Raw genomic sequence first — 12,553 nt, 5'->3', positions numbered from 1 at the left:
GGTTCTTTTCAGTTTCATTCGGTTGCTTTGGGTTTCATTCTTCTACATTGTGAAAGACGGCCGGGGGAGATTAGCCCTTAGCCTCCTGATACAGATAGCGTTTGATGCTCTTCTTCGGTGTCTTTTCAAATTCCTCGGGATAAATCTTCATCTTTGAAACCTGGCTGTAGGCGGGCAGCATGGTGTTGAGCGTCACCCGATTTTCCTCCATGACCCGTTCGATGTCTTCGTTTTTCAGCCCGTGGGCGAAAGCCTCGTCGAAATCGGGATAGACAAGGCCGACCAACTTGTCGTTCTGCTGGACGATGATGCTTTCGGAAACATAAAGCAGGTTGTTCAGCTTGTCTTCGATTTCTTCCGGATAGATGTTCTGCCCGCTTGCGCTGAGAAGCAGGTTCTTGCTGCGTCCCTTGATGCTGACGTTTCCTTCGGCGTCCATCACGGCGAGGTCGCCTGTATGCAGCCAGCCCTCATTGTCGATAACTTCCCGGGTGGCTTCCTCATTCTTGTAGTACCCCAACATCACGTTAGGCCCTTTGCAGACAATCTCTCCGACGATGTTCTCCGGGTCGGGCGACAGCACCTGCACGTCCATGCGGGGTGCGGCCTTTCCGCAAGAGCCGGGCTTGAATCTTGTCCAGTCTTCGTAGCAGATAATCGGGCCGCATTCCGTCATTCCGTATCCTACGGTGTAGGGGAAGTCTATCATTTTCAGGAATTGTTCTATCTCCTGGTTGAATGCAGCCCCGCCGATGATGATTTCCTTGAAGTTGCCGCCGAAGGCCTTTATCATCTCCTCGCGCACCGTCGCTTTGATTTTATCGTTGATGATGGGCACTTTCAGTAATATCTTCATGGCGGTGGTTTCCAGTTTCGGAAGCACGTTCTTCTTGATAATCTTTTCGATGATGAGCGGCACCGCCACAATCAGATTGGGCTTCACTTCGGCAAAGGCCTGGAAGATAATCTTCGGGCTCGGCATACGGGTGAGGAAATAAATGTGGCATCCCACCGAAAACTCGTAAAGGAACTCGAAGGCAAGCCCGTACATATGTGCCATCGGGAGCATGGATACGATTTTGTCGCCCGGTTGCATATCCAGTACTTCGAATGCGAACTTGGTGTTCGACCACAGGCAACGATAGGGGAGCATCACTCCTTTGGAATAGCTGGTTGTGCCCGAAGTATAATTGATGACGGCCAACTCCTCGGGTTCGTCTTTGTGGTATTCGATGTGCTCTCTGCGGAAGTTCTTGGGATATTTCCTGCCGAACATCTCATTCAGATGCTCGCGGGCGTAGGTGAGACGCTCGCTGCGCGACACCAACAGGCTGTAGTCGTTCATCAGCAGGATACCCTCCAGGAGCGGCATTGCCGATTCGTTGAGGTTTTCCCACACCATGTCGCCTACAAAGAGCAGTTTGGCTTCGGAGTGGTTGACGATGTTGTGCACATTGTCTGCCTTGAACTCATGGAGGATGGGCACGATGACCGCCCCGTACGTCAGCGTGGCGAGGAAGGTGACTCCCCAATGCGAGCTGTTTCTTCCGCATACGGCAATCTTGTCTCCCGGGCGGATACCGCTTTCTTCAAAGATGATATGGAGTTTTTCGATTTTACGGGCAACGTCTTTATACTGTAGGGTGGCGCCCTTGTAGTCGGTCAGCGCGTCCAAATCCCAATTGTTCTTGATACTGTTCTCAATGTAAGCTATAAAACTTTGTTCCATTGTTCTTGCCATTTTTGGTGTTAAACTGCACAAATATAGCAATTAATTCTTATTTCAGGTACCATTCGTACATTTTCCGTACGCCTTCCTCGATTTCTATCCGGTGGTGCCACCCGAGGGCGTGCAGCTTCGAAGGGTCGGTGAGCTTGCGCATGGTTCCGTCGGGCTTGCTGCTGTCGAAGGTGAGCCTGCCCCGATAGCCTACGGTTTCGGCGATGCGTCCGGCAAGCTGTCGGATGCTGATTTCCTTGCCCGTTCCGATGTTGATGTGGCAGTTGCGTATCTCCTTGTCGCCCTCCCGGTAGGTATCCTTGAAGTCCACGTGTTCCATGACAAAGACGCAGGCGTCCGCCATCTCCTCGCTCCAGAGAAATTCGCGGAGCGGAGTGCCGGTTCCCCACAGCACCACTTCGGTGTCGCTGATACCGTATTTGCTCAGGATGGCGAGCATCTCTTCCCGGGGGCTGTTGCCGTTGATACCCTCTACCGGACGGCGGTTCAAGTCTTTGCACACCGCTTCCCAGTTACCTTCCTTCAGACAGTGCGCCAGGTGAATCTTGCGAATCATGGCAGGCAGTACGTGGCTGCGCTCCAGGTCGAAATTATCGTTCGGGCCGTAGAGGTTGGTAGGCATCACGGCGATGTAGTTGGTGCCATATTGCAGGTTGAAACTTTCGCACAGCTTCAGTCCGGCGATTTTGGCAATCGCATACGGCTCGTTGGTATATTCCAACGGAGAGGTGAGCAGCACCTCCTCCCGCATGGGCTGTTCGGCCTCGCGCGGATAGATGCACGTGCTGCCTAAGAAAAGCAGCTTCTTCACCTGGTGGCGGAAACTCTCCCCGATGACATTCTGCTGAATTTGCAGGTTCTTGTAGATGAAGTCGGCGCGGTAAATGCTGTTTGCCAGGATACCGCCTACGAAGGCGGCGGCGAGAAACACATATTCGGGCTGCTCCTCGTCGAAGAACCGGCGTACCGCCACGCTGTCCGCCAGGTCCAGTTCTTGGTGGGAGCGGCCTGTCAGGTTGGTATATCCTTTCTCTTGCAAATTTTTCCAGATAGCCGACCCTACAAGGCCGCGGTGTCCGGCTACGTATATCTTTGCATTCTTTTCCATGCTCTTCCTTTAATGTTTCGTGATAATCATGCGTCTTACCTTTTCCATGTCGTGGCGCACCATGATGCTTACCAGTTCCTCGAACGATGTCTTGCACGGGTTCCATCCCAACAGCGTTTTCGCTTTGGTGGGGTCGCCCAACAACTGTTCCACTTCCGCCGGACGGAAATACTTGGGGTCGACCTCCACCAGCGTCTTTCCGGTCGCTGTGTCGATTCCCTTTTCGTTCACGCCTTCGCCTTCCCAACGCAGCCCGATGCCTGCCTCTTTGAAGGCTAAGGTGGCAAACTCTCGCACGGTGTGCATCTCACCCGTGGCAATGACGAAGTCTTCGGGGACGTCGTGTTGCAGAATCATCCACATACACTCCACGTAGTCTTTGGCGTATCCCCAGTCGCGGCGTGCGTCCAGGTTGCCCAAGTAGAGCTTGTCCTGCTCGCCCTGCGCGATGCGTGCGGCGGCGAGGGTAATCTTGCGGGTGACGAACGTTTCGCCCCGGCGTTCGCTCTCGTGGTTGAAGAGGATACCGTTGACGGCAAACATCCCGTAACTTTCGCGGTAGTTCTTCGTAATCCAGAAGCCATACTGCTTGGCCACCCCGTACGGAGAGCGGGGATAGAAGGGGGTTGTCTCCCGTTGCGGCACTTCCTGCACCTTGCCGAACAGTTCGGAAGTGGAGGCCTGGTAGATGCGGGTCTTCTTCTCCAGTCCTAAGATGCGTACCGCTTCGAGCATACGCAGCGTGCCGATGGCGTCGGCTTCGGCGGTGTATTCGGGGACGTCGAAGGAGACTTTCACGTGGCTCTGGGCGGCCAGGTTGTAGATTTCGTCGGGCTGCACCTGCTGGATGATGCGGATGAGCGAGCTGGAGTCGGTCATGTCGCCGTAGTGCAGGTTGATGGTACGTTTCTGTTTCATGTCGCGCACCCACTCGTCGAAATACAGGTGTTCGATGCGTCCGGTATTGAACGAAGAAGAGCGACGGAGGATACCGTGTACTTCGTAACCTTTCTGTAAGAGAAACTCGGCAAGATACGAGCCGTCTTGTCCGGTGATGCCTGAAATAAGGGCTTTTTTCATATGCGATGTTGTTTAATAATTGAAAATTCGGCTGCAAATGTCGTTCTTTTCTGTTGTAAATGCAAGCGGTTCTTTATTTATTTTTCAGCACAGTTGCTCAGCACGGTTGTTTTTGTCATTTTCGCCATAATCAGCACGATAGCTCCGGCTATGGTGCGGGTGTGCCGTACTCCTTTTTTCGCCCGGTTGCGCACCGGGCGATATTTTTTTGCAACCATCCCGAACAATTTTCCGCCCCGTTTGTTAGGGTGGTAGGTATTACTATAAAAACTATAAATTATGGCACATCAGAATAAAACAGCAATCGGACTTATCGGCCTTGCCGTGATGGGCGAGAACCTTGCCTTGAACATGGAGAGCAAGGGCTGGCGCGTGTCGGTCTACAACCGCACGGTTCCCGGAGTGGAAGAAGGGGTGGTAGAGCGTTTCACCGGCGGCAGGGCGAAAGGCAAAAACATAGAAGGGTTTACGAATATGGAAGCGTTTGTCGGTTCCATCGCCGCCCCACGGAAAATCATGATGATGGTTCGCGCCGGGAGTCCGGTCGACGAGCTGATGGAGCAGCTTTTCCCGTTGCTCTCGCCCGGCGATATCCTTATTGACGGCGGCAATTCTAACTACGAGGATACTAACCGCCGCGTACGGCTGGCAGAGTCGAAAGGTTTTCTCTTCGTCGGTTGCGGCGTGTCGGGCGGCGAAGAGGGGGCTTTGAACGGAGCCTCCCTCATGCCCGGCGGCTCCGAAAAAGCCTGGCAGGAGGTGAAGCCGCTTCTTCAGAGCATCGCGGCGAAGGCGCCCGACGGCACGCCCTGCTGCCAGTGGGTAGGTCCGGCAGGCTCCGGACATTTCGTGAAGATGATTCACAACGGTATCGAATATGGCGATATGCAGCTCATTGCCGAGTCCTACTGGGTGATGAAGCACCTGCTCGACCTGGGCAACGAGGAGATGGCAGACATCTTCGACCGTTGGAACGAGGGCAAGCTGCGCAGTTACCTTATCGGGATTACTGCCCGCATCCTGCGCCACAAGGACAAGGCCGGCGGCTATCTCCTTGACAAAATTCTGGATGCGGCAGGGCAGAAGGGGACAGGCAAATGGTCGGTCATCAACGCCCTGGAGCTCGGTATGCCGTTTGGGCTGATTGCCACAGCCGTGTTCGAACGCAGCCTCTCGGCACAGAAGGAGCTGCGCCGCACGGCTTCCGGGCAATTCGGCTACCGCCCTTCGCAGCCCGTATATAATAAAGTGGAGTTTGTCAGCCATGTGTTCTCCGCACTGTATGCTTCCAAGCTCGTCTCTTATGCGCAGGGATTTGCCGTGCTGCAACGGGCGTCCGACGCTTTCGGGTGGTCGCTCGACCTGGCTTCCATCGCTCGTATGTGGCGTGGCGGCTGCATCATCCGCAGCATCTTCCTCAATGACATTGCCCGTGCTTACGAAGCTGCCGTAGGGAAACCCGCGCACTTGCTGTTGGCTCCCTCTTTCAGGGAGGAGATGAAAACGCTGCTTCCCGGCTGGAAGAGCCTTGTAGCCGATGCGGTGAAGGAGGAGCTGCCCGTTCCCGCCTTCTCGTCCGCCCTCAATTATTTCTATTCGCTTGCTTCGGCCGAGTTGCCCGCCAATCTCGTGCAGGCACAGCGCGACTATTTCGGCGCGCACACCTTCGAGCGGAAGGATGCATTGCGCGGACAATTCTTTCACGAGAACTGGACAGGACATGGTGGTGAAACAAAATCGGGGACGTACAATGGATAAGTTTGCAATGATTATTTTCGGGGCGTCGGGCGACCTTACCCGGCGTAAGCTGATGCCCGCCCTCTATTCCCTCTTCCGCGAAAAGCGGCTGGCGGGCGATTTCTGCATATTGGGCCTCGGGCGTACCGTCTACACCGACGAGACGTATCGTGCGTATATACTCGCCGCACTTCAGACGTTTGTGAAGCCCGGCGAACAGGAGGAAGCCTTGATGCAGGCCTTCACCTTGCATCTCTACTACCTGCCGATGGACCCCGCACAGGAAACGGATTACCCCGTCCTCCGCCGCCGGATTGCCGGGCTTACCGGCGACGCATCCTCCGGCAACCTGCTGTTCTACCTCGCCACTCCGCCGTCGCTTTACGGCCTTGTGCCGTTACATCTGAAAGCCGTCGGGCTCAACACGCCCCGTTCGCGTATCATCGTCGAGAAGCCTTTCGGCTACGACCTCCGTTCGGCACGCGAGCTGAACCGCATCTACGCTTCGGTCTTCGACGAGCGGCAAATCTACCGTATCGACCATTTTCTCGGCAAGGAGACCGCCCAAAACATACTCGCCTTCCGCTTTGCCAACGGTATCTTCGAACCGCTCTGGAACCGCAACTACATCGACTACGTGGAAATCACCGCCGTCGAGAACCTCGGTATCGAGCAGCGCGGCGGATTCTACGAAACGGCGGGAGCCCTGCGCGATATGGTGCAGAATCACTTGATTCAACTGGTGGCGCTCACGGCGATGGAGCCGCCTGCCGTCTTCGATGCCGACCATTTCCGCAACGAAGTCGTCAAGGTGTACGAATCGCTCACCCCGCTGAGCGAAAAAGACTTCAGCAAACACATCGTGCGCGGCCAATACCTGCCTTCGGCCAACAAGAAGGGATACCGCCAGGAGAAGGGCGTAGCCCCCGGCTCGCGCACGGAGACTTACATCGCCATGAAACTCAACATTGCCAACTGGCGCTGGAACGGCGTCCCGTTCTACATCCGCACGGGCAAACAGATGCCGACGAAGGTGACCGAAATCGTGGTCCACTTCCGCGAGACGCCCCATCAGATGTTTCATTGCGCCGGCGGCAACTGCCCACGGGCGAACAAGCTCATTCTCCGTTTGCAGCCCAACGAGGGAATCGTTCTCAAAATCGGAATGAAACTCCCCGGCGCAGGCTTTGAAGTCCGGCAGGTGACGATGGACTTCAGCTACGACCAACTGGGCGGAGTGCCCGGCGGCGACGCCTATGCCCGCCTGATAGACGACTGCATCCAGGGCGACCCGACGCTGTTTACCCGAAGCGACGCAGTGGAAGCCTCGTGGAAGTTCTTCGACCCTGTGCTCCGCCACTGGAAGGAGAATCCCGACGCGCCCCTCTACGGCTACCCCGCAGGCACATGGGGGCCGTTGGAGAGCGAAGCGATGATGCACGGGCACGGAGCTGCCTGGACCAACCCTTGCAAAAATCTGACAAATACTGACCAATATTGTGAATTATAAAATAGGATGAAAACAACTATCTTTCCCTTGTCCATAGAGACATCCCGCCAACTGATACGCCGCCTGGTGGAAATCATGCAGGCGGAACCCGATAAAGTATTCAACATGGCCGTGAGCGGCGGCAGTACCCCTGCCGTGATGTTCGACATATGGGCACATGAGTTTATGAACGTCACCCCGTGGAACCGTCTCCACGTCTATTGGGTAGACGAACGTTGTGTGCCGCCCGAGCATTCGGACAGCAATTACGGCCTGATGCGCAAGTTGCTTTTGGGGATGGCGCCCATCCCCTGCGAGAATGTGTTCCGCATCTGCGGCGAAGCGCAGCCGCAGCAGGAAGCGACCCGTTATTCGGAGCTGGTCCGCCGGCAAGTGCCCCTCAGGCAAAGCTGGCCCGAGTTCGACATCGTACTGCTGGGCGCAGGCGAGGACGGCCACACCTCTTCCATCTTCCCCGGACAGGAGGAACTGCTCATTTCCAATGACATTTATGCCGTCAGCACCCATCCCCGCAACGGGCAGAAGCGCATCGCCCTCACCGGCTGCCCCATTCTGAACGCCCGCCATGTCATCTTCTTGATAACGGGCCGGAGCAAAGCGGACGTGGTGAAAGAAATCTGTCATTCGGGGGATATGGGGCCGGCAGCTTACATTGCCCATCATGCGCCCAACGTGGAACTGTTTGTGGACAGGGCGGCTGCCTGGTATATCGGTGACTCGGACGGGGAGGAGGAGGAAGCGCTTCCGCCCGACGGCCGATAGATAACATTGCTTGTGAAGGTGGCTCCCATTGCTTGTTAGGGCGGCTGCCTTTGCTTGTTATGGTGGTTGCCATTGCTTGTTATATACAGACAAATCTACATTGGTCTGACGGTTTTTCCGAAAAATAGCATTACATATACAATATCGGAACAGCAGTTTCCTTGTGAATGTTATATCTTATTCGTATGTTTGTGAAAAATAAGAATATGGCTAAGTTTTATGACATAACAGAATGGAATGAAAAACCTTTTTTCAACACTAAAGGTACACGCAACAAATGCGTGGTCAGTAATCCTGAAGATGACAGTGTATATTTCTTTAAAACCTCTATGTTGAAAGAAGGCAAAGATTACAAATCTGAGTTTTGGTCTGAAATTATCTCTTCAGAAGTAGGTCGTTCTTTAGGATTTGATGTGTTAGAATATAATATAGCAAAACATGGAAAAGAAATAGGATGCATTTCTAAATCAATGATTACCGAAGAAGAATGTTTGACTGAGGGGGTGAGCATATTGACCGGTTATGATAATACTTATAAACCTGAAAATAAAGAATCATATTCAGCTTATACCTTTCATTTTATAAAGTCGGCAATCGAATGTTTTAACTTTGGTGAACATATAGAAGATATTATAAAAACCATCATTTTTGACAGTGTTATTGGGAATAGCGACAGACATCAGGAAAATTGGGGATTTATTACGCCATACAAAGAAACCGAATTGACCAATGAAGAAGCAAATCATCTCTTTGCTAAGTTGAAAGATCGTTTTAAACAAATAAAGGATTTCCTTACAAAAAATGAAGAACTTAATCAACCTACCAGGCATATAAAAATGAAAATCCTTAAAATGGAGGGTCGGTATTCTCCAATATATGATAGTGGATGTTGCTTGGCCAGGGAAAAGAGTGAAGATGCTGTAAAACAGATGTTGAACGATGAGATAATGTTTGATAGTTTTATCAATCGAGGAAAATCTGAAATAAGATGGGATGACGATGGAGTTAAATTGAATCATTTTGAACTTATAAAAAATATAAGAGTCGAATTTCAAGAAATAGTAGATAACGTAATAAATAATGTTATATCTTTGTAAATCGAAAACAAAATACGTGGTATAATCTTTAATATAGACAAAGAACTTCCAAATGATTTGAGAGAAGAATATAGTTTGTCTTCTTGTCGTAAGGAGTTGATATTTAAACTGATAAGAGAACGCATTTTGAGACTAAAAAACATAGTATTATGAAGAGATATATAAAACACATCTATCTTACCTGGAGACGCGGAAGGAATGACAGTCGAATAAAGATAGGTAAAATAACTCGAAATCAGACTGAAGAGGTTAGGTTTGAATATATATCTGACGGGGTGAAAGAAGCTTTAGAAAAAGGTTTTAATATGTATCCTGATTTTCCAAATCCGGAAGTAGTATATAAAAATAATGTTTTAGAAATATTTGCTCAACGTTTGACTAACACAGAACGTTCTGATATACAGAAATATTATAATTATTGGGAGATTAATCCCGAATTGAAAGATAACAAATACTATGTATTGGCTCAAACACAAGGGTTGTTATCAACGGACAATTTTGAGTTTTTAGCAGAATATTATCCTGTTTGTGATTTAAAATTTACTAGTGAGGTGTGTGGACTAACGAGGAGACAATTACCCAGTGGAATATTAAAAGAAGGAGATATACTTGAATGGAGGTTGGACAAGAGAAATTTATATGATAAATATGCAGTGCAACTTTTTAAGGATGGTATAGATATAGGATATGTTAAGACAGTACATAGTAAGGTTTTTCATGATTCTAAATATAAACTATTTAAAGTTCAAGTAAAGAGCGTTGAGCAAAATGGGCATCTTAACAGAGCGTTCATTTCAATTACGACTATCAATAGAAAGTATTTTAGGTCTTATTAAATATAAACACGCCCTGACTGAAAAGTTGGGGCTTTGTGCTTTAGTATATGGATGAATAAAATGAGATTCCTGTCGGACTGACGTTAAATCAAGAGGAGTTGTCAATGAAAGATGTGAAAGTACATAAACTGTTTGTTTTTTTGTTGGGGATGAGTTTCCTTCCCTCTGTGGTTTGTTCCCAAGAATCCGTAGACTCCCTGGTCGGTCATATGGAAAACTGTTTTTCTTCCCGTCCCTCGGAATTAGTCTATCTTCAGACGAGTAAAAGCATTTACGAGACTGGCGAAGACCTTTGGTTCAAAGCCTATCAGTTGGATGTACAAACCTTTGGATTGTCTGATAAAAGCAAGACTCTTTATCTGCAAATGATTAATCCGAAAGACAGCGTGGTTTGGCAGGAAAAGTATCCGGTGGAGAATGGCATCGTATCCGGCCATATTTATATAGACGAGAAACTTCCGGAAGGTGACTATTTTTTAGAAGGCTATACGAAGCACTCTTTTTACAAGAATGATACTATTGGAATAACCCCTACCCGCAAAATAAGGATAGTAAAGAATATAGCCCGTTCGGAAGTAACAGGGAATCCTAAAGATACAACCTTCCGTTTTGAAACATTCCCAGAAGGAGGAAATCTCGTATCCGGCCTTTCCTCCAAACTGGCTTTTAAAGCAACCGATGGGAAGGGAAATCCGGTAGCTGTGGAAGGAGTCATTTATGAAGACGATAAGTTCCTGTGCGGAATAAAGAGCGTACACGACGGGATGGGGGCTGTCTCCTTCACTCCCTTTGTTAATAAAAAGTATAGGATTGAATTGCAGCATGGAAAAAGTTATCCGTTACCCGAGATTCATTCACAAGGAATGGTTCTGAACCTTCGCGGGCAGGACAATGGGCATCTGGATTTTATCCTTTCCCAAACCGAGGGCTTGCCACACCGACAAATTTATCTCTTGGGACAAATGCGCGGAATGGTCTGCTGTATGGCAAAAGGGACATTGAAGGACAGTCTTAAAATCTCCATCTCGCTCGATAATTTCCTTTATCAAGGCATCGCGGAGTTTACGCTTTTCAACAACTCCATGCAGCCCGTTGCAGAACGGTTGGTGTATGTCCATCCGCAAAAGAAACTGTATATAACGGCCGAACCCGCAAAGACAAGTTTTGCCATTCGGGAAAAAGCGTCTATCAGAATAAAAGCGACAGACGAGGTTGGCAATCCAGTGAGGGCAAACCTGGGCATTAGCGTGTACGACCGGGCATATCATAATCCTGCCGACCCTGCGAATATCTTGGCCTACTGTTATCTCTCCTCCCAAATACGGGGCCGAATCTGTAACCCGTCTTACTATTTTGACGAAAAGAACAGCGACAGGAAAGAAACGTTAGACCTGCTATTGCTTACACAAGGCTGGCGCCGGTATGTATGGAATGCAGTAGAACCTGATTATCAAGGAAAACCTTTTCTGACAGATGAAATCAATGGCCTGCAAACCCTTCAGAGCAAGAAAAAAGACAAACCAAGCGAAGGAGCAGAACAGCTTATCCAGGTTTTCGGTGCAGAGGGAAACTCTCAGTTTCTTTGGACAGACTCCACGGGACATTTTATGGTTGACCCGGACATGATGAAAACTCTTCAAGGAGGATATGTGTATCTGAAACCCATGTTGTCGAAAGAGTTCAAGCCAACACTGGAATTGGTGGATTACTTTCTTCTGATTGACAGCATAAGGAAGAACAGACCTCATTATTATCCGATAGCGGTATCATACCATAAGAAAGAACAACCCCTTGATTTGCCTGTAATAAGCAGCGACAGTACCATATTATTAAATGAGGTGACTATAACAGCAAAAGGACATAAACCGTTTAGAGATAAAATGATGGGACGACTAGATAGCTTGGCAAAGGTAGATTTGAATAAAGCATGGGTATGTGATTGTAACAGTAGAACACCTAATGGTTATCTGAATGATTATATGGGGTATTCACACCACCCGACAGGTTGCTCTTCGTGCTATCCAGTCCGTAAGAAATCCATACCTATTAACGGAAAAGATTATGAACTTATTAAATATGAACTCATAGGGAAAAATGGCGCATGGATAGTCACTGATATAAAAATAATCACCTACAATGGACCTGAATTCACTGAAGAGGAATTGTTACGGATGAATAACCTCTGGCGCACCAAAGGATATTATACCTCTCGCCAATTTTACCAACCGGATGAGATAGACATACAGCTCTCCACTCCTGACGCTCGCAATACTTTATTATGGGCTCCATCTGTCATTACCGATGAAAAAGGAGAAGCGGAAGTCTCTTTCTATTGTTCTGATATCAATACCGGATTTATCGGGGTTGTTGAAGGCGTTGACGGTAGCGGATTGCTTGGAAATGCAAAATGTGAGTTTAAGGTGTTAAGGAAATAAAAATCGGAAGCTCATGCTCTCTTGCAGGCTTCCGATTAACACAAAAACTAAACTAGACACATTTTTGGAAATCTAGTTGTATATTCTGTATATCAATTATATAGTCCTGCTTTTTTTTATGGTTCGACCATAATTCGACCATTTGATGTTTTATGTACTATCAAGATTTCTATATTTCATATTTTATATTACTTACTCGTTGGTTGAATTAAGAATCTAAATATTTACAAATGAAAAAGTTGCACAC

General features: G+C 49.1%; 10 protein-coding genes. 6 read left to right on the top strand and 4 right to left on the bottom strand.

Annotated features, from left to right (window positions below; all coding sequences use genetic code 11):
* Positions 1-70: 70 nt before the first annotated feature.
* The 4 genes from QZ331_RS13660 to QZ331_RS13645 form a co-directional block, all read right to left on the bottom strand.
* Positions 71-1,729 carry an AMP-binding protein gene (locus QZ331_RS13660; protein ID WP_294631209.1) on the bottom strand — a complete coding sequence of 553 codons (1,659 nt, stop codon included), beginning with the start codon at positions 1,727-1,729 and terminating at the stop codon, positions 71-73.
* Positions 1,730-1,778: 49 nt separating this feature from the next.
* A complete protein-coding gene (locus QZ331_RS13655) occupies positions 1,779-2,849 on the bottom strand; it encodes a GDP-L-fucose synthase (protein ID WP_294631207.1) in 1,071 nt (356 codons plus the stop codon).
* A gap of 9 nt (positions 2,850-2,858) precedes the next feature.
* A complete protein-coding gene (gene gmd, locus QZ331_RS13650; protein ID WP_294631205.1) occupies positions 2,859-3,929 on the bottom strand; it encodes a GDP-mannose 4,6-dehydratase in 1,071 nt (356 codons plus the stop codon).
* 77 nt (positions 3,930-4,006) lie between these two features.
* Positions 4,007-4,147 (bottom strand): hypothetical protein, encoded by a 141-nt coding sequence (locus QZ331_RS13645; protein WP_294631204.1) that lies wholly within the window; start codon positions 4,145-4,147, stop codon positions 4,007-4,009.
* Positions 4,148-4,208: 61 nt separating this feature from the next.
* Here QZ331_RS13645 and gnd point away from each other — a divergent pair, with 61 nt between their 5' ends.
* The 6 genes from gnd to QZ331_RS13615 all read left to right on the top strand — a co-directional run bounded on the left by gnd (position 4,209) and on the right by QZ331_RS13615 (position 12,306).
* The gene (gene gnd, locus QZ331_RS13640) at positions 4,209-5,687 is read left to right on the top strand and encodes a decarboxylating NADP(+)-dependent phosphogluconate dehydrogenase (protein ID WP_294631203.1); all 1,479 of its coding nucleotides are present in this window, start codon (positions 4,209-4,211) and stop codon (positions 5,685-5,687) included.
* On the top strand, positions 5,680-7,176 hold the full coding sequence (gene zwf, locus QZ331_RS13635; RefSeq protein WP_294631201.1) for a glucose-6-phosphate dehydrogenase: 1,497 nt from the start codon (positions 5,680-5,682) through the stop codon (positions 7,174-7,176). The genes gnd and zwf overlap by 8 nt, the downstream gene beginning before the upstream one ends.
* A 6-nt stretch (positions 7,177-7,182) precedes the next feature.
* Positions 7,183-7,938: a 6-phosphogluconolactonase gene (pgl, locus tag QZ331_RS13630; protein WP_294631199.1), complete on the top strand. Its 756-nt coding sequence runs from the start codon at positions 7,183-7,185 to the stop codon at positions 7,936-7,938.
* A 206-nt stretch (positions 7,939-8,144) separates the two neighbouring features.
* Positions 8,145-9,035 (top strand): HipA domain-containing protein, encoded by an 891-nt coding sequence (locus QZ331_RS13625; protein ID WP_294631197.1) that lies wholly within the window; start codon positions 8,145-8,147, stop codon positions 9,033-9,035.
* A 149-nt stretch (positions 9,036-9,184) separates the two neighbouring features.
* Positions 9,185-9,871: a hypothetical protein gene (locus QZ331_RS13620; protein ID WP_294631195.1), complete on the top strand. Its 687-nt coding sequence runs from the start codon at positions 9,185-9,187 to the stop codon at positions 9,869-9,871.
* Between the two features lie 104 nt (positions 9,872-9,975).
* The gene (locus tag QZ331_RS13615; protein ID WP_294631193.1) at positions 9,976-12,306 is read left to right on the top strand and encodes a hypothetical protein; all 2,331 of its coding nucleotides are present in this window, start codon (positions 9,976-9,978) and stop codon (positions 12,304-12,306) included.
* Positions 12,307-12,553: the final 247 nt, after the last annotated feature.

Origin of the sequence: uncultured Bacteroides sp. (genome assembly GCF_910586915.1) — a bacterium.
Lineage (GTDB): Bacteria > Bacteroidota > Bacteroidia > Bacteroidales > Bacteroidaceae > Bacteroides.
The sequence above is the reverse complement of the archived record's forward strand: the minus strand, read 5'-3'. Positions and strand labels throughout refer to the sequence as shown.